Annotated in this window: 15 protein-coding genes; 10 read left to right on the forward strand and 5 right to left on the reverse strand. The window is 37.0% G+C overall.

Features of this window, described 5'->3' with window-relative positions; translation table 11 throughout:
- Positions 1-13: 13 nt before the first annotated feature.
- Positions 14-157, reverse strand: coding sequence for a hypothetical protein (locus tag J7R07_RS01150; RefSeq protein WP_208435101.1), 144 nt, complete (start codon positions 155-157; stop codon positions 14-16).
- A gap of 234 nt (positions 158-391) precedes the next feature.
- Between J7R07_RS01150 and J7R07_RS01155 the strand changes: the two genes are divergently transcribed.
- The 3 genes from J7R07_RS01155 to J7R07_RS01165 all read left to right on the forward strand — a co-directional run bounded on the left by J7R07_RS01155 (position 392) and on the right by J7R07_RS01165 (position 4,775).
- Entirely contained in the window at positions 392-1,135 is a 744-nt protein-coding gene (locus tag J7R07_RS01155; protein WP_208435102.1) for a 16S rRNA (uracil(1498)-N(3))-methyltransferase, read from the forward strand.
- A gap of 68 nt (positions 1,136-1,203) precedes the next feature.
- Positions 1,204-2,577, forward strand: a complete 1,374-nt coding sequence (locus tag J7R07_RS01160) for a glutamate--cysteine ligase (protein WP_208435103.1) — start codon at positions 1,204-1,206, stop codon at positions 2,575-2,577.
- An 842-nt stretch (positions 2,578-3,419) separates the two neighbouring features.
- On the forward strand, positions 3,420-4,775 hold the full coding sequence (locus tag J7R07_RS01165) for an L-cystine transporter (protein ID WP_208435104.1): 1,356 nt from the start codon (positions 3,420-3,422) through the stop codon (positions 4,773-4,775).
- Positions 4,776-4,789: 14 nt separating this feature from the next.
- On the opposite strand, the gene J7R07_RS01170 is transcribed toward J7R07_RS01165, so the two are convergent.
- Entirely contained in the window at positions 4,790-5,674 is an 885-nt protein-coding gene (locus J7R07_RS01170; protein ID WP_208435105.1) for a methyltransferase domain-containing protein, read from the reverse strand.
- A gap of 186 nt (positions 5,675-5,860) precedes the next feature.
- On the opposite strand from J7R07_RS01170, the gene J7R07_RS01175 reads away from it, so the two are divergent.
- Together J7R07_RS01175 and grxC are read left to right on the forward strand one after the other, a co-directional pair.
- Entirely contained in the window at positions 5,861-6,646 is a 786-nt protein-coding gene (locus J7R07_RS01175) for a ComF family protein (RefSeq protein WP_208435106.1), read from the forward strand.
- A gap of 48 nt (positions 6,647-6,694) precedes the next feature.
- On the forward strand, positions 6,695-6,958 hold the full coding sequence (gene grxC / locus J7R07_RS01180; protein WP_208435107.1) for a glutaredoxin 3: 264 nt from the start codon (positions 6,695-6,697) through the stop codon (positions 6,956-6,958).
- A 7-nt stretch (positions 6,959-6,965) separates the two neighbouring features.
- On the opposite strand, the gene ubiG is transcribed toward grxC, so the two are convergent.
- Positions 6,966-7,712, reverse strand: a complete 747-nt coding sequence (gene ubiG / locus J7R07_RS01185) for a bifunctional 2-polyprenyl-6-hydroxyphenol methylase/3-demethylubiquinol 3-O-methyltransferase UbiG (protein ID WP_208435108.1) — start codon at positions 7,710-7,712, stop codon at positions 6,966-6,968.
- Positions 7,713-7,907: 195 nt separating this feature from the next.
- Between ubiG and J7R07_RS01190 the strand changes: the two genes are divergently transcribed.
- Positions 7,908-9,164: an aspartate kinase gene (locus tag J7R07_RS01190; RefSeq protein ID WP_208435109.1), complete on the forward strand. Its 1,257-nt coding sequence runs from the start codon at positions 7,908-7,910 to the stop codon at positions 9,162-9,164.
- A gap of 873 nt (positions 9,165-10,037) precedes the next feature.
- On the opposite strand, the gene nhaA is transcribed toward J7R07_RS01190, so the two are convergent.
- Both nhaA and J7R07_RS01200 read right to left on the reverse strand, forming a co-directional pair.
- Complete coding sequence (nhaA, locus tag J7R07_RS01195; RefSeq protein ID WP_208435110.1) at positions 10,038-11,399, reverse strand: Na+/H+ antiporter NhaA; 1,362 nt, start codon at positions 11,397-11,399, stop codon at positions 10,038-10,040.
- A gap of 153 nt (positions 11,400-11,552) precedes the next feature.
- Entirely contained in the window at positions 11,553-13,253 is a 1,701-nt protein-coding gene (locus tag J7R07_RS01200) for a hypothetical protein (RefSeq protein ID WP_208435296.1), read from the reverse strand.
- Positions 13,254-13,626: 373 nt separating this feature from the next.
- Here J7R07_RS01200 and J7R07_RS01205 point away from each other — a divergent pair, with 373 nt between their 5' ends.
- From J7R07_RS01205 to J7R07_RS01220, 4 genes are all read left to right on the forward strand, one after another.
- Positions 13,627-15,399, forward strand: coding sequence for an SLC13 family permease (locus J7R07_RS01205; protein WP_208435111.1), 1,773 nt, complete (start codon positions 13,627-13,629; stop codon positions 15,397-15,399).
- Between the two features lie 626 nt (positions 15,400-16,025).
- A complete protein-coding gene (locus J7R07_RS01210) occupies positions 16,026-16,697 on the forward strand; it encodes a DUF2659 family protein (protein ID WP_208435112.1) in 672 nt (223 codons plus the stop codon).
- Positions 16,698-16,701: 4 nt separating this feature from the next.
- Positions 16,702-18,129: a ribosome biogenesis GTPase Der gene (gene der / locus J7R07_RS01215; protein WP_208435113.1), complete on the forward strand. Its 1,428-nt coding sequence runs from the start codon at positions 16,702-16,704 to the stop codon at positions 18,127-18,129.
- An 893-nt stretch (positions 18,130-19,022) separates the two neighbouring features.
- Positions 19,023-19,448: an AtpZ/AtpI family protein gene (locus J7R07_RS01220; protein ID WP_208435114.1), complete on the forward strand. Its 426-nt coding sequence runs from the start codon at positions 19,023-19,025 to the stop codon at positions 19,446-19,448.
- The last annotated feature ends 1 nt before the right edge of the window (position 19,449 follow it).

Consider the following 19,449-nt stretch of genomic DNA (forward strand, 5'->3'; position numbering starts at 1 on the left):
AACTTGCCGATGTTTATTGAATTTCAGAAGAAATACCATAGCCATCTGTGGAGATTGTGTGCTTCCCATCTGCCCCAACAGATCCAATTCCTACAGTAATCAGGATAAAAACTAAGAAGGAGGTAATAGCGATAATTGTGGCTTTTTTAGCAGACATCTCTCTCTCCCATCATGCGGCCAATGATTGAATGCAATGGTGAATAGTGTGTTTTTATAAAATTGTCGATAAGTAGAATCACTGAGTGCTCTATTTGTTCCACCATTATCTCATAAAGCTAAAAAAACTCTATAGCCCTTTATATATTATAGTTCTATAGATATAATTTTTTCTTTTTGTTATATATTTTTCTTCATTTTCCTGATGATTATATTTAGCTTTAGCACGGTTTTTATGCGCATAAATTATAAACTTAAAAGATTATTTATCCGACAGCCACTTGCTTTGAACGGAGAAATAAAGATAGAGGGGGCACAAGCTTCTTATCTTATCCATGTTTTGCGGATGCAAGAAGGAGCCGAAGTTTTACTTTTTAATGGACAGGATGGTGAATGGCTTGCTAAACTCACTACCATTAAGAAAAAATTTGCTGTAGCCCAGCTTATTCACCAAGAAAAATTGCAAACGACGGGTTCAAATCTTATTTACTGCTTTGCTCCACTCAAAAATGCGCGTTTAGATTATATGGTGCAGAAAGCTGTTGAAATGGGAGTATCGACTTTGCAGCCTGTTATAACGCATCATACACAGGTTACGCGTATCAATATGGTACGTATAGAGGCTAATATTATTGAAGCTGCTGAACAGTGTGGTATTTTATCTTTGCCTGAATGTGTTTCTGCTGTCTCATTAGCAGAACTTTTGGTGCGTTGGGATGAGACACGGCCTTTATTCTTTTGTGATGAAGCACACAAGTCGCATAATCCATTAGACCTTTTAGAAAAGTACAAAAGTACGACGTCTGGTGTTCTCATTGGACCAGAAGGTGGGTTTAGTGAAAAAGAGCGTAGCTTTTTAAAAAAACATCCTTTTGTGATTCCAATATCTCTGGGACCTCGTATTTTGCGTGCTGACACTGCAGCTGTTGCCGCTTTAGCTCTTCTTAATGTTACCGTGGTGGATTGGTCAATTGATTGAGAAGCTCGTAAAATCATTCTAAACGACCCATTATAAATGATAAAACTGGTGATAGGATACAATAGGTTATGGCGCTTGATATAAGTGATGAGAGTGAAATTTATAACTTAGATTCCTTGGTGAGCTATTTCCAAGGGGGGTGTAAAGAAGAGCATGATTGGCGTATCGGTACAGAACATGAAAAATTTCCGTTTTATATAGATGGTTTTCATCCCGTTCCCTATGAAGGTTCAAGAGGGATTCGCGCAGTTCTAGAGGAAATGCGGGATGCTTTAGGATGGAAGCCTATTATAGATGAGGGGAATATTATTGGGCTCGTAGGACCTGTTGGTCAAGGTGCCATTTCTTTGGAGCCTGGAGGGCAATTTGAATTATCTGGTGCACCTCTGAAAACAATTGGTCATACGTATTGCGAGCTAATGGAACATTTAGCTCTTCTTAAAAAAATTTCAAAGCCATTGGGGATCGGTTTTCTCGGTATGGGTGCTAGTCCAAAGTGGACTTTAGCTGAAACTCCAAGGATGCCTAAATCACGTTATCAGATTATGACCGATTATATGCCAAAAGTTGGTCATAGTGGTCTTGATATGATGTATCGTACATCGACTATTCAGGTTAATCTTGATTTTTCATCTGAAGTTGATATGCGGCGAAAAATGCAAGTATCCATGAAGTTGCAGTCCATTGCGACAGCATTATTTGCTAGTTCACCTTTTACAGAAGGGAGTCCAAATGGCTTTTTATCTTGGCGCTCTAAAATTTGGTGTGACACTGATAATCAAAGGACTGGGATTCTTCCCTTTGTATTTTCGGAGTATTTTGGTTTTGCCGATTATGTTGAATGGGCTCTTGATGTACCGATGTATTTCGTGGTGCGTGACGGTCGTTATTATGATTGTACACATATAACTTTTCGTCAGTTTATGAATGGAGCATTAAGAGGACAGATTGCAAATCCAATGCCCAATATGGGAGACTGGATTAATCATCTATCAACTTTATTTCCCGAAGTGCGTTTAAAGCGATTTTTAGAAATGAGAGGTGCTGATTGCGGTTCTTGGAAGCGTATCTGTGCGTTGTCGGCTTTTTGGGTTGGGCTTCTTTATGATAGTGAAGCGCTTAATGAAGCAGAAGCTTTGACAAAAGATTGGTGTTTTGAGGAAGTTTTGAATATGCGCAAACGTGTTCCTAAAGGGGGATTAAAAACACCTTTTCGTCAGACGATTATTTTAGAAATAGCCCGTCAGGTTATGGCTATTTCGCGTAAGGGGTTAAAAAATCGTAGACAATATGATGCAGATGGTATGGATGAGACACGTTTTCTCGTTCCTTTAGAAGAGATAATTGCAATGGGTCAAACAGATGCTGATAAATTTTTATCTCTTTATCATTCTATTTGGGGCGGTACTGTGGAACCTATATTTTTAGAATGTGTCTATTAAGTTTGAAAGCAAAGAGAACTGCTTTGCACTTTCGAAAAAGTACAAAGTGTTGCTACTTCATTCGTGAACTCTCTTTAGAAAGATATCTCATCCTATTTTAAACGCCATCTTCGGGTATAGTTCATGGAAAGAGATAATAAAAAAATTATTAGGCACTATCATCTGTAAGTGGCAGACTCGTATCCTCAAGACATTATTTAAAGTTGTGTATCTGCTCTTGCGTTTAAGAACGTTCATAGGAGTGTTTTGTTTTTTTCTTCAATAGCTTTTACCGACACGCCAATCCTGCTAGTGATGTACAAGAGAATGATTTTTATTGTTCCACCGTGAAAGGGTTTAAAGTGAGGCAACTTTATGCTATTTAAGCTTCTTATTCAATGTATAAAACTATTAATTATCATTATAAATCAAAGTGTTATTCAAAAAAATGCTGTATATTTTAAATAAAGTGATAATGTAGGTTGCTGAGAATAACAATAATACACTGGGGCATGATGATTTGATATTACATGAAAAAATAAAGCATGGAATTGTCCAGCAGTTTATTTATTTTTTTGAAGAAAGATTTATTGCTTTAAGTAGCCTGCAAGGATGATAATATTATTCAAATAAGAAGAGATGTTTAAATTATTTTTTTAATATGGGGATCCCATGAGGCTATTTATGTTTTATCTTCTTTAAGCAGTTACTATTAGATAAAAATTCCCTTCTAACCTATAAAATTAAAAAATAATAATTTTTAAAAGCCTCTTGAGCTTTATATTTTATGTTCGGATAGCATGCATTGATTTTTAATTATGCATATTATTCGATATCAAGCATAATAATAGTGAGCATAAACAATGACATTTAATTTTTTCATCAATTTATTTCTGTTTATTATTTTTTTGTTATGGCTTGCTCAAAGTAGGGGGATGAAATGGAGCCTCTCGTTGCGTGTTATGCTAGGACTTATCCTTGGCTTGATTTTTGGCAGTGTTTTACAAATTGTTTATGGAGAAGGTGAAACCACTTTGTTGAAATCCGTCGAATGGTTTAACATTGTTGGTAATGGTTATATTTTATTACTCCAAATGATTGTTATGCCATTGGTTTTTATCTCTATTGTCTCAGCGGTTGCTCATTTGCATTCTATTTATGCTGTTGGTAAAATGAGTATAATGACAATTTCAGTATTGCTCTTTACAACTGCTCTTTCAGCGTTGGTTGGTATTTTGGTCGTTAATGTTTTTGGTTTAACGGAGAATGGTTTGGTACATGAAGAGCAAAATATTTCTGTTATTTTCGAGGATCGTATTTCTCAACTTGGAGATTTGAGTATTCCCAAAATGATTTTATCCTTGATTCCTAAAAACCCATTTTCTGAGTTAAGTGGAGCTAAACGTACATCAATTATCAGCGTTGTTATTTTTGCGTCCTTTTTAGGGGCTGCGGTTCTTCTTTTAAAGAAGGATGATCCGGAAAAAGGGGAAAAAGCGCTTTTATTTATTCAAGTAGCACAAGCTTGGATTACGCGATTAGTCCGCATTGTGCTTGCCTTGACTCCTTATGGTATTTATGCACTTATGACGAAGGTGGGGGCAACCTCGCATGTGACAGATATATTAAATTTATTGGTTTTTGTTATTTCTTCCTATATTGGTATTATCCTTATGTTTGGGATTCATGGCGTGTTGCTTGGTATATCAGGAATTAATCCGTTTCGTTTTTTCAAAAAGGTTTTGCCGGTTTTGACGTTTGCTTTTAGTAGTCGTTCAAGTGCTGCAAGCATTCCTTTGAATATCGAGGCTCAAACACAATGGATTGGTGTTCCACAATCCATTGCGAGTTTTGCAGCCTCTTTTGGGGCAACAATCGGACAAAATGGTTGTGCAGGCCTTTATCCAGCGATGCTTGCGACCATGATTGCACCCTCTATAGGGATTAATTCTCTTGATCCTACCTGGATTGCTACTCTTGTTGGTGTTGTAACATTGAGCTCTATCGGTGTTGCTGGCGTTGGCGGTGGTGCTATTTTTGCTGCATTGATCGTGTTGCCAATTATGGGACTTCCTGTTTCTTTGGTTGCTGTACTCATGTCTATTGAACCCTTAATTGATATGGGGCGTACAGCTTTAAATGTAAGTGATTCAATGTTGGCTGGAACTATAACCAGTCAGATGTTAGGGACAACGGATAAAAGCATTTTTGAGAAATAACTTGCGTGTTGAGTTTATGGCTTTTTTTGCTGTTTTGCTAAAACATCTGCAAGAGATATCTGTGCGGAGCCTGGTGGTATAGGTTTTTGCTGATTTGGGTGAGGAGCCCAACCAGAAAGCCAAATAAAAGAAAAATGTGCGCGAATACGACCATCAGGATCGCTAAATCGTTGTGCGTAGATTTCAGCTGCACGGAGAAAAAAACGCTTGGATACAGGACGCCGTGAGCGCTTTATAAGTGCATTTTGCATTCCCATAGCTTTAAGATCATTTATGAGATCAAACATTGTATTGTAGCGTATTGTGACATCTTCAATGTCTACGACAGGTAGAGAAAAACCAACACGCTGTAAAAGAGCGCCTACCTCACGAATGTCGGCAAAAGGATAGATTCTAGGACTTACTCCGTCATAGATTTCAATTTCAGCTTGTAGGAGACATTCGCGTAATTCTCTTAGTGTACCAGCTCCAGCCATAACAGCCAAGAATAAGCCATCTGGTTTCAGAATATTTTTTATCTGACTAAGAACACCAGGGGTATCATTAGTCAGTTGTAGTGAAAGAAGTGAAACAACAAGATCACAATAATTTTGAGGAAAATCAAGAAATTCTCGATAACGTAAATGGAATTTTTTGTCATGGCTTTGATAAAGCATGTCAGTTTCAACGCGTTCTATGGAATGGACTTTTCCAGATCTCAATAAAGCTTGTGCGGCAAGATCTGTATGGCTGTGTAAATCGAGAGCTAATGCAAAGAAACGGTCAACAGTACAAAGACGTTTATAAAGATCTTCAGCCATGTGAAACAGTAAAAAATCATATCCTTCTTTTGCTTTTTGGAAAGCACGTTTGCGAAATTGTTCAATGCGGTCGTGATCAAAAATTAAAGGATGCGCCATATTATTAAGGTCTTTCGATTTGTAATGCGTATGTCTTAAGAAGGTTCATTTTTAAGCAAGCTCTGTCAAGTTTATGATGTGAAAGAAAAACAAATTTATAAGAAGTAAGAATTTTTAAAGGAATTAAAGTTAAAAAATACAAAAGATTTTTTTTGTATGGGGAAGCTATAAAAGCCTGAATTAACGATGTTATGCTTTCAAAAAATGGCTTTAAACGGCGGGAGTATATTAAGTAAATTCATTGAGCGTTTGCTGACAATTTTATATCCACCAATTTGTCCTGGATGTAAGCAAAGAGTTTCTGCTTGCGGTACTATTTGCTCTGAGTGTTGGAAAGGCCTTCAGTTTATCACAAAACCTTATTGTCCTGTTATGGGAACTCCTTTTGTTTGTGATATGGGGGATGGTTTTCTCAGTGGTGAAGCTCTTAAAAGCTGTCTTCCTTTTTCACGTGTTCGCTCGGCTATTGTTCATAAAGGGATGGCGCAAGTTTTGGTAACGCGATTGAAATATAGTGATCATATAGAATTAGCATCTTTTATGGCTCATTGGATGGTATCTGCTGGGCGCGAGATTATTGATGATTGTGATGTTATCATATCTATTCCTTTGCATTTTCGTCGTTTTTTGAAGCGACGTTACAATCAATCTGCAGAGCTTGCCCGTTATATTGCCATAGCGCAGAAGAAAATTTTTAAGCCCGGTTGGCTTGTGCGTTGTAAACATACTCGTTCGCAGGTGAGTTTATCTGCTAGGGAACGAAAAATGAATGTACAGAATGCCTTTGAGGTGCCACATAAAGTTAAAAAATATCTAAAGGGGCGTTCTATTCTATTGATTGACGATGTCTTCACAACAGGTGCAACCGTTACAGCGGCAGCTGCAACATTAAAATGTGCAGGTGCACGGCAAGTTGATGTTCTAACATTTTCTCGTGTACTAAAAGAGGCTTCTATATTTCCTAATTCTTGAGAAGAGTTTTAAGTTGGCAATATTTTGAAAACACTGGAGAATAACACTATGAAACAAATAATACTTTATACACGACCGAACTGCCCTTACTGCACGAAAGCACGTGATTTGCTTGATAAAAAAAAGGTAAAATATACAGATATTGATGCGTCAACGTCTCTTCGCCAAGAAATGGTGCAGCGAGCGAATGGACGTAATACATTCCCACAAATTTTTATAGGTGATTATCATGTCGGTGGTTGCGATGATCTATACGCTTTAGAAGATGAGGGCAAACTCAATTCTCTGTTGCAAGACGTACAGAAATTGTAAAGCATGCTCACCGAAGATTTTGTGCCAGAAGAAGATAGTTAACATCCATATCTTTTGAGCGATTCCAGCTGTCGTTTAGCAGATTATAAGCAATACCAGTCTGATCAATGACAGTGAGAGCATTTTTTGATAAGAGATTTTTTAATTCCTGAGGTTTTAGGAACTTTTTATAGTCATGGCTTCCTTTCGGGAGCCAACGTAAAATATATTCAGCGCCTATAATAGCTAGTCCCCATGCTTTCCACGTACGGTTGAGTGTTGAAACAAACATCAACCCTTGCGGTTTAAGCATTTTTGCTGTGGCAGTTATAAAAAGGTTAACGTCAGCGACATGTTCAACAACTTCCATATTGAGGATAACATCAAATTGCTCTCCTTTATTGGCTAGTGCTTCTGCGGTAGTGGTACGGTAATCAATGGAAAGGCCATTTTGAGCTGCATGGATTTTCGCGACTTCAATATTCGTTTGTGCTGCATCAGCGCCTACAACTGTAGCACCAAGACGTGCCATTGGTTCGCATAGCAAACCACCTCCACAACCAATATCAAGAATTCTCAAATTTTCAAAGGGCATAAGTGACACAGGATCGCGATGGAATTCTAAACAGATTTTTTCTCTAATATAAGCAAGACGTGCTGGATTGAATTGATGAAGTGGGCGAAATTTTCCTTGAGGGTCCCACCATTCCGCAGCAATACGTGAAAAACGATCAATTTCATTTTGATCAATAGTGGTAGACGTTTCATTTATCATGTCGCTCTCCTTTTACTTTTTTTGACCAAGACAGGTGGATTTTATTATAAAGTCAAGGGAAATTAATATAAACATAACTAAACTTGCACAAATTGTAGATATTCGGTATGTGAAAAAACAATTTGTTGATACGGTAGTAAGATCTTATCCGTATTATCGTTTAAGATAAGAAACGCAAAGGTGAGAGTGTTATTGATGGCACGTATTGTCATGAAATTCGGTGGGACATCTGTGGCAAATATTGAACGTATTCATAATGTTGCACGGCATGTCAAAAGAGAGGTAGAAGCCGGGAATGAAGTTGCTGTTGTAGTATCTGCGATGGCTGGAAAAACCGATGAGCTTGTTCAATGGACGTATGATGCTTCACCGATGCATAAAGATGCTTACGAATATGATGTGATTGTTGCTTCTGGTGAGCAGGTAACAGCAGGTTTATTAGCTCTTACACTCCAAGCAATGGGAGTAAATGCTCGTTCATGGCTTGGTTGGCAAATTCCTATTCATACAGATAGTGGGCATGGTAATGCACGTATCAAAGATATTGATGGATCTTTTTTAATACAATGTTTTAAAGAAGGTCAGGTAGCAGTTATTGCTGGTTTTCAAGGGATAGCTCCGGATAATCGGATTTCTACCTTAGGGCGTGGAGGATCAGATACGAGCGCTGTTGCTATAGCGGCAGCTATACAAGCTGATCGCTGTGATATTTATACAGATGTGGATGGCGTTTATACAACAGATCCACGTATAGAACCTAAGGCACGTCGTTTACCAAAAGTTGCTTTTGAAGAAATGTTGGAAATGGCTTCTCTTGGGGCGAAAGTTTTACAGGTTCGTTCTGTTGAATTGGCAATGGTTCATAAAGTCCGTACCTTTGTGCGCTCAAGTTTTGAGGATCCCGATGTGTTAGCCATGGATGATCCAATGAATTCTTCTGGAACACTTATTTGCGATGAGGATGAAATTGTGGAACAACAAAATGTTACAGGTATTGCTTTTGCTAAGGATGAAGCGCAAGTTTCACTCCGTCGGCTTGCAGATCGCCCGGGGATTTCTGCAGCAATTTTTGGTCCCTTAGCCGAGGAGCGTATTAATGTCGATATGATTGTACAAAATATTTCTGAAGATGGTTCAAAAACCGATATGACTTTTACTGTACCGTCAGCAGATGTAGATAAGGCGGTTGCGCTTCTTAAGAAAAATCAGAAAGAGATTGGATTTGATGTGATCCAATTTGAAAGCGATCTTGCCAAGGTATCTGTTATTGGTATCGGAATGCGCAGTCATGCAGGTGTTGCTGCTACAGCATTTAAAGCTTTGGCTGAAAAAGGGATTAATATTCAAGCAATCACAACTTCGGAGATTAAGATTTCTATTTTGATTGATAGCGCTTATACTGAACTTGCGGTCAGAACATTACATGCTGTTTATGGACTTGATAAGGGCTAAGCATTTTTTTAGCTCTAAACAAATTTTCAATAATATGGAGCGTTTATATATATGTAGCCAATCGTCAATTTCTTGCTAAGCATTTAATGGGAGAGAGAAAGTATGCTACATGTTCAAATATATCTGCGAATTAGAAATCTTTGTGAATGCTCAGCAAAATGATAGAATCTTTAGATTTGATTTTTCAGATTGTTCATGAAATTACGCAAAATGGAGTTTGATAGGATATATTCCATTGAGGTTTTGCTTTTCTCAAATGATTATTGAAAGCTTTATGGATGTCCTGTAGATTAATTTATTCTTTGCAGAAGAAATAAAAATCTGAGCTCAAAATTTGTTTAGCAATTATTCGTAGAGAATACTCTTAATGGGGAGATGTATACAAACCTTCTTTTCCCTTTGGCATACTGATTTTTATAGTTCTCGATAAATCAAATGACATATGTTTTATTATAAAAAGTAAAGTTTGCGCAATGATCGTAAGAATGTGTTGAGACGTTTGAAATTATCATCTACTTTACTACAAACACTTGTCAATGAGCAATTTGTTTTGTATTTCTTTTGGGGTGGTTATCCCGATACACAAATCCAATTGCATTAATCAGTTAAGATTTTGATATTTTATCAGATGAAGACATATTATTGCAAACAAGCCACACGTTGTTTTTGGTTAGATCGCTTTCATAAAGTTAATCAGTAAAGTACAATAATAGATTTCAAAGGAGATGAGCTTTTTCTTTTGTTCGTTGATGGAAAATAAAATAAGCCAGCATGTTTTTCCTTCTTTATTTTTTTGATTATGCTAAACTACAGCGCAGCAACAAGCCAACTTTCTTTTAAGAGGTTAGCATAAAGGGTATTATTTTATTTGATTTATCGAGAATTATCAGGCACTTTTTTATTGCGCTTGATGTAAAAAACACCATATCCAAGGCCGATAAGAGCAGATAAGCCGGATCCACAAAGGACACCAATTTTTGCAGAATCAAGTAAAATGATATCTTTAAAAGCAAGCATTGAAACAAAGATAGACATTGTAAAGCCAATTCCTGCTAAAAATCCAATAAGCAAAACACCTGTCCAAGTCATTTGGGGAGGTAGGCGGCATAGCCCTGATTTTACTGCTAAATAACTGGCAGTAATAATACCCAAAGGTTTACCAACAAAGAGACCAATAACAACACCAAGCACAATAAATAGTGATTCATAAGAAGAAAGGTCAAAATTTGCAAAACTGACACCAGCATTTGCAAAAGCAAAAATTGGCATCACACCGTATGCGACCCATGGATGCAATGCTTTTTGAACACGCGTGACTGGCGCAATCATATCGCGTTGTCCTTTGCGCATTTTTTTCAAGGCAGTTGAAATATGATGTAGGTCTGTTTTTGCGTTTTTTTCTTGAAGAACTTGCATTGCATTACTTAACATGGTGAGTGGAGCTACAAGGGTGCGGGTAGGAAAAACTGGAGTCATCATGCCTAAAATCACACCAGCAAGTGATGGATGAACACCTGTTGCCATTAAACCCCACCAAATGATTGCGCCAGGCAGAACGTAAAGCCATGCCGATGCGAGTCCAATCCATTGAAAAAAGAGCACCAAAACAATACCCACTGCTGCAATAACGAGACCACTAGGATCGATATTTGTTGAATAGAAGAAAGCAATAATAAGAACGGCGATAATATCATCAATAATTGCTAAGGAGAGGAGAATGATATGAAGGTTAGAAGGAATTTTTTTCCCAAGAAGAGCAAGAATACCCAGCGCAAAGGCAATGTCTGTTGCTGTTGGGACAGCCCAACCATGTGTATGTCCTCCATTAAAGTTAAAGCCGAGATAAATAATTGCAGGGAGGCAAACTCCACCTACTGCTGCAACAATTGGTAAAATTGCTTGTTTAAAATCAGCGAGAGCACCTTCATGAATTTCACGCCGGATTTCCATTCCCGCGACGAGAAAGAAAATAGTCATGAGAGCGTCATTAACCCAGAAATGTAAGTCCCATGATAGGTTAAAATGGCCAAAGCTGAAGCCGAAAGGTGTATGCCAAAAGGATTCATAAAGAGAAGCATATTCAGAATTGGCAAAAATGAGTGCCGCAGCAGCAGCTAATAAAAGAACAATACCGCTGAGAGCTTCAATATGGAGAAAACGCTCAATAGCAGAAAGCGCTTGATTTGTGACACGAGAAGCACGATTAGGCAGGCGATTTGAAGGTAAATCAGACATGAACAACTCCAACTATCGGCAATTCTATAAATATATATGTTTTTGCAAAAACCACCCTATACAGTACTCTTTTGTATCATACAAAAGAAAAAAGGGGAATAAAGCACTTAAATTTATAGACAAGATCATCATATTGAGAGCTGGATATGTCTTTTAAGGTGAGATTTCATTCTTGACAGTGAGATGTAGTTTGCTCAAAGCTGTGGAAAAATCATTTTGTAAGATATATCCAAGATCCGTTATTGTGAAACCATTGTTGTCTTTCGCTTTAATTTTAATGATCAATGTTTGTGGATTTTTGGCAAATTCACCTAAAGATTTTGAAATATTTTCAGCTTTATCATAATCTTTTAAAAATATTTTTGGGCTTTGTGTCATCATCAGATAGAAATTATCATAAAGTTCTTTTTTGAGATCATGTTTTTTGTCATTAAGATTTTGTGCAAGATAAGAAAAAAGCTTATCAATGAAACCAACATCCGTATAGCGGATACCAATATCCGTAACACCAATATCTTGAAAAGCAGCAATCATTAAGTCTTTTTGAGCAGAAAAAAGCCTTTCATCAACATTAACAACCTGTGCTGATATTTCTCCAGATCCAACATTTTTTATAAAAGACATTGTATTAAGAAAAAGCATACGTTTTTTTTCATCATAAGAAATATCTAATTTTCCCGAAAAATCAAAGCGCTCAAGATTGAGCTTTTTGAGCAAATCTAAATCTTTTTCGTTCATTTTTTTAGAAACAACTGAGAGGTTGTTAAAAGAGATAAAAAGTTTTTTTGGTATAGGCTGTTTCCATAAGCTTTGCTTAAATTCAAGTGAATCAAGAGTTTCTTTAAACTGTGGTGTGTCAAGGGAAAAGTTACGCACTTCTGTATCAGATAAAGTAACGGTAGAGAAGTTATTTATAAGAATATTATGTATTGCTTTTTTTTCAGCTACAGGATCATTTTTTTCTTGTGTATTCAAGTAAGCATCAACCAATTGTTGAGGTGTTTGTTTTGACAATCCCACTTTAAAACCAGATGTTTTCAATGCACCAACAGTCAGAGAAATATTTTTCTCTTTTCCTTCAAAAATATTAACTGTTAGATTTTTTAGAGAAATAGGACCAGTAATGTTTTTTAATTGATTGACAGACTTACCTTTTCCCAGAAGAAGAGCATAGAAATAGTTTATATCAATATCATGTGCTTCTATTGCACCACTTTTAGTCATCAGAGGTATCTGTTTGTCACCATCTACAACGATCGCTTCAAGGTCCATATTTTTGATGTCAACAGAACGAATATGACCATTTCTAAAACCAGAAAGCTGAAAATCTTTTATCTCAAATTTTTCAACGCGTTTATTTGTATTGTATACAGAAAGCTGTATATTTGGAGCGATGATTGAGGAAATATCAATGCGCATAATGGATTGCAAAAGATGCGGTGTGATTTTGCGATCTTTTTCTTTTAAAAGGATGCTATTGAGAGAAATTTGGGGAATTTTTATACGAATATCGTTATGCTTATTATTATATCTTAAATCAACATCATAGAGTGTGAAGGTTCCAGGAATAAAAAAAATAGGAGGGCGGGCAGAAATAGCACCAATTTTAAGTGATGTACCTGAAGGAACTGGGAGCGTAACATTTGTCAAATTAATTTTTCCTAGAATACTAATTTCAGATGTCTGTGCTTTGATAGAATGGCGGGCTATTTCTCGTCTGACAAAACTGTCAAGATAAGGCTTTGTTATATAGAATCCACCGACAACTATAATCGCTAAGATAGCAATAAATCCAAGAATACAAGTTAGCCAGTATTTTAGATTACTTCGATATCCACTATTAAGATTAGCCATCATTTCTTCTTTCGCTTTGTATTACTCTTTAATGAGGATGGAGATGAATTTCTTAAAGCAACAACAAAATTTTAGACATCGTGTGCATTGATTTTAACAATCTACTTTCACCCTTTTTTATATCATGTAGAGTCATTCTCATCTTTTTTACAATACGCTTTTATCAAATGTCACCAATTTTCTTTAATTTCAGGATTTTATAACAAGCACATATAATAGGCAGAGAGAATGATATGCTGGTCATAATTTTTACCATTTTCAATTATTCTAAAATATACTCATGTTTACTTTTATATTGCTGCTGTTTATTGGAACAGCTAATAAAGAGGCGTATATGTTATTCATTGTCATTTAATGGGGAGAGATAGGTATTATGACAGAAGATCAAATAATGGCCTTTTCTATCATTGGTCTTATGATGGTTGTTTTTATCTGGGATCGATTCCGTTATGATCTTGTCGCTATTTGTACATTATTGATTTCTTGTATCGTTGGCCTTGTGAGCCCGAAGGAGGCGTTTAGCGGTTTTAGTAATGATATTGTTATCATTGTGGGGAGTGTGTTTGTTGTCAGTACGGCTGTATCGCGTTCTGGTATAATGGAATTTATCATCCAACGGATATGGCCAGATGTGAAATCAGTGCGCCTTCAATTGGCTTTTTTGGTTATTTCTGTAGTATTTTTGTCAATGTTTGTTAAAAACATTGGTGCTTTGGCTATCATGCTTCCAGTTGCTTTTCAATTTGCTCGTCGTTCTCAGGTTTCACCCTCTGTCTTTTTAATGCCCATGGCATTTGGTTCTTTGTTGGGTGGTCTTATGACACAGATAGGGACTTCTCCTAACGTTGTTATTTCAGCTATGCGGGAACGTTTAGTGGGGGCTCCTTTTACTATGTTTGATTTTACACCGGTTGGTGCAGCTATTGCTACTGCTGGTGTATTATATTTGATCTTTTTTTCTTGGCGTTTGCCTGTGCGTGTCCGTTCAGGGGTATCGTTTGATGATGCAATCGATATTCGCAACTATGTTTCAGAAGTGCATATTCCAACAAATTCACCGATTATAGGAAAAACCATTGTTGATCTCGTTAAGCCATCGGGTGGTGATGTCATGGTGATTCAAATCATTAGAAACAAAGCCTCTATTTCACCATTACCAGATTTTGTTTTGTCTGAAAACGATATTGTTTTGCTAGAAGGTTCGCATACAGGGTTAGATAGTGTGATGAATTCTGCTCGTTTAGAATTTTCTACGGGTCGCACTCTTTCTGCGGGCGATAAGGATAGCGACATCGATATTATTGAAGCAGTTGTCACCCATAATTCGCCTCTTATTGGTGTGAGTGCGAAAGAATTTTCGATCTTTGATCGCTATAATGTAAATTTTCTCGCATTAAGTCGTCAGCATGAAAGGGTGCGGGGAAGGCTTGGCGATATTGTTTTCCATCTTGGAGATGTGATTGTTTTGCAAGGGCAGGATATGGTTATTCCAAATTTGTTACGGGAATTGAAATGTTTGCCCTTAGCCAAACGTAATATTGTATTTGGTAATTTACGGCATGGTTTCGTCTCTTTGGTTATTCTCTTTATAGCGATCATTTGTACAGCTTTTCATATTGTACCAGTTGCCTTTTCTTTTTTTTCTGCTGCTGCTACAATGGTTATTTTTCGCGTTTTGCCAGCGCGTGATTTGTATCAAGCATTAGATGGACAAATATTAGTTTTATTAGCAACTCTTATTCCCGTAAGTGAAGCGCTAGAGAAGACAGGATGTACAGATCTTATAGGTCAGTGGCTTAGCCAATTAGCGGTATCTTTCCCACCATCTGGTGCATTAGCACTTATGTTGGTGACAGCCATGTTGGTAACGCCATTTTTGAATAATGCAGCGACAGTTATGATGGTAGCACCAATCGCGTCAAGTTTTGCTCATTCTCTCCATTATAGGCCGGAAGCTTTTCTGATGGCTGTTGCAATTGGTGCGGGGTGTGAGTTTCTTACACCTATTGGACATCAAAGTAATATGCTCGTGATGGCACCGGGGGGATATCGTTTTAGTGACTACCCACGTTTTGGTGCTCCGTTGGCGGTGTTAATAGTCATTGTTGCTGTCCCAATGCTTATGTGGATTTGGCCATTACAATGAAGTATTTTAGAAATTATGAGTATCAATCTAAAAAGTCACCAATCAGATAAAGACAAGCTGAAGAGATATATTTATGCAAAGAGTTTTGCTGAAGGTTTGGATTTTGAATTGCGCTCTATCATAAAGCTCCAACATTTCTTTCATTTTAAGAATACAATTTGTTTATTTTATTATAGAAATTTTCAATTATGGAAATTAAGTGATATCTCTTTGAGTAAAGATTTTTTTAGTAAATTGCTTTTCTACTGCGATTCTACAACTAAGAGTTTTGAAAAATGCAATATATAACTATTGATCTTAAAGCTTTTAAAGGTGATTGCTTCTGTGTGATAATGAGGAGGAGGCTCAAATAGTTCTTGAAGTTATAGGCAACATACATGATAGAGCTGAAGGCAGTGATAATTTTTTACAGAATAAATAAAGATATATGCACTACAATCTAAACAAAAAGACTGTTACATCGTTTTTTATTGATACAGTTGTAAAAAAGTCGCGTCGATTCAGATGGCGCGCATTGACTTAAGGCAACGGGTGAGAAGTTTTAAGTTTTTTAGTGAATTAGGACTACCATCTTTGTCCATTTATGCGTAAAAGCTCAGAAAAGTAATTTTTTCAAGGTATGATATATGTCGTATGATAGTTTTATTGCTGAAGTTAATGCAGAATTTCGTCAGGAAAAGGCTCTTGCTTTTTGGAGACGTTACGGTTTTTCGATGATTGGGGCAGTCATTCTCTTTATACTGATGATCGTTGCCTATCAAATTTATCATCAGGAACAAATAAAGAGAGCCAGTCATATCGGTGATACATTTGTCAAAAGCCTTGAGTTTGCAGATGCACGTCATTTTGACGAAGCAATAAAGCAATTGGAAGATGTTAAAGCCTCTAACTTTGGGGGGTATCCTTTTCTTGCTCGTTTACGTGAGGCTTCTTTACTGATGGAGAAAGGTGATGTTGTTAAAGCGGTGGAAGTCTTTGATTCTGTTGCAGCTGATGAAGCAGCACCGCAGATTTTACAAAAAGTTGCAAAAATTCGGGTGGCTTATATTTTAGTTGATACAGGGACCTTTGATGATGTCAAAAAGCGCGTCAAAGATATGGCGAATGATATTGATCCTATGCGTATGTCTGCAAGAGAGGCTTTGGGCTTAGCAGCATATAAAGCTAATAAAGTGGGTGAAGCAGTCGATTATTTTCAAAAAATTTCTCAAGAAGGTGCTTTAGGATCAAAAGTGATAGATCGGGCTCGAATTATGCTTGAGCTTATACAAGCTGAGGGCAAGGTGAATAAGGAATAAATTTATGAGCCTTACCATTGCTATAGTTGGTCGCCCTAATGTTGGTAAGTCAACACTCTTTAATCGTTTGGTTGGGAAAAAATTGGCTTTGGTTGATGATAAGCCAGGTGTTACGCGTGATCGGCGTATTCATGCGGCAAAACTTCAAGATCTGCGTTTTGATGTGATTGATACAGCTGGGCTAGAAGAAGCAGGTGATCATACACTTGAAGGCCGTATGCGTTCTCATACAAAAGCTGCTATTGATGAAGCGGATCTTATTTTATTTGTATTTGATGCAAAAAGCGAGATCACGCCGAGCGATTTAAATTTTGCTTCATTGGTTCGCAAATCAGGCAAACCAATAGTGCTTGTTGCCAATAAGTCTGAGTCAAAGGCAGCTACAGGGGGAGAATATGAAGCGTGGTCATTAGGTTTGGGCGAAGCTTGTCTAATATCTGCTGAGCATGGTTTGGGGCTTACGGATCTTCGTGATGCGATTATAGATGCTGTTGGGAGGGAGCGGGCTTTTGAAAGCAATGAGGAAGAAGAATATATTGCTGTACAACCTGCATCTTTTGGTGATGATGTGGATGCTTTGCAGGATGAGGGATTTGTTTACGATGACAGTAAATCTATTCGAATTGCAATTGCGGGTCGCCCAAATACGGGAAAGTCAACCCTCATCAATAGTATGTTGAAACAAGATCGCTTATTAACAGGTCCTGAAGCAGGGCTTACACGTGATTCTATTTCTGTAGATTGGGAATGGCGTGGTCGTTATATTAAACTTTTTGATACTGCAGGTTTGCGTCGAAAATCAAAAATTCAAGAAAAATTAGAGAAACTTTCCGTTGCTGATACTTTACGCGCAATTCGTTTCGCAGAGGTGGTAGTAATTGTTTTGGATGCAACTGCACCTTTTGAAAAGCAGGATTTACAAATTGCTGATCTTGTGATTCGTGAAGGGCGGGTTCCACTTATTGGTTTTAATAAGTGGGATCTTGTTGAAAATAGTCAGGCGACATTGATTAATTTACATGAACAATGTAACCACCTTCTCCCGCAGGTTCGTGGTTTAAGAGCCGTTCCTTTATCGGGTCAATATGGTCACGGGATTGATAAATTGATGGAAAATGTCATTATGATGCATCGTATATGGAATCGTCGTATTTCCACGGGGAAATTGAATCGATGGCTTGAAACGGTCGTTGCGCATCACCCACCACCTGCAATTTCAGGACGTCGGCTTAAGGTTAAATATATAACACAAGTTAAAACACGTCCTCCTGGATTTGTAATTTCTTGTTCGCTACCAAAAGTAATGCCTCAATCGTATTTACGTTATCTTTCCAATGGATTACGTGATACGTTTGATATGCCTGGTGTACCAATTCGTATATCATTACGGGCATCTGGTAATCCTTTTGCACCACGTTCCAAAAAGAAATAATTTTTCTCTATTTTTTAAGTGAATGAAATCTACATTTGAGAACCGGTTTAAAAAATATGCTTTTTTATAAAGTAATAGATTGATTTACAAAAATGATTTATCGTTGTAGTGAATAGAGACATCGAATACGGTAATACTTTTATACTACAACTTCTCTTAATTCGGAGTCAAAGAGATCTTTTATTCATATGTTATAAAGGGAAGTAATGTGTGAATTAAAATTGTTTGAGAAAAAAATACAATTTATTTAATGAATTATCTTAATGCGGATTAGGTACAATAACTGGAGGCTAGAAGAAATAGTTATGGCACGGGCTTGTATGAAGGAAGTTTTTAGTATTTATAATTGTTCGATAGGTATGCTTATTTTACGTCTGACCTTTTAAACCAAAAACAAAATTTTTTTCTAAATCTATCAATATTTAAATGTAGAGAAAAAGACTAAAAAAATTGATTACAGTTGTACAAAGTGGTGTAGTAAGCATATTAAAAATCGTGTTTACGTAAATCTATCGCATAACGTGTCTCGATCCTAAACTTCTATTATGCATTAAAAGAAATAGAAGTCTTATTGGTGCCATTTTTTATTTATTAACGATGGATGAAATGTACAATATTTCTGAAGGATATTTTCTCACTATATTTTCAGAGTTATGGCTTTGAGGACAGATAGAGTTTGCTAAAGATGATGTAGCAACGGATTTTCTGCAGGCAGTGGTTATTATTTAAAAATATGAGTGATGGAGATTTATAAAATTGGAAGAGATATTATTTTGCGATAATATTGTGATAGATCTCTTTTAGCGTCTTGACGAATAAATTCGTGAACAATATGATGCTTACGGTTTTGAGAGATACGTTTTTACTCTGCTTTTTGACTAAGGAGCTTGGTTATGGCAAAGGGTGAAGGGCCCGTTATGCCACTGAAGGAAGTTGAAGGAAAAAAGCCAGAGAGCTGTCTTCATTCAGAGGATTTAGAATGTCGTAGTAGGAACTTAGGGTTAGCTTTAATGCGTAAACAAGCATTAAAGAAGCAGAGCTATAAAAAGAGGGGGGGAGAGAAAAAAGGGAGAATTGCGTATGCGGTTAAGCTTTCCAGTGAGTTTCTGGGGAGTGTTATTGTTGGTGCTGTTTTGGGGCTGGGGTTTGATAAGATAGCAGGTTCATTACCATGGGGATTGATATTTTTTCTTTTTCTTGGATTTGCTGCTGGTATATTGAGTATTCTTCGGTCTGTGGGCTATGTTACCCCCAGTCAGTTAGGGCAAAAAGGCGTATTGCGCCAAGGTAAAGGGACCGATGAGAGGTCCGATAAATGAG

The sequence above is a fragment of the Bartonella phoceensis genome (genome assembly GCF_902825145.1).
GTDB lineage: Bacteria > Pseudomonadota > Alphaproteobacteria > Rhizobiales > Rhizobiaceae > Bartonella > Bartonella phoceensis.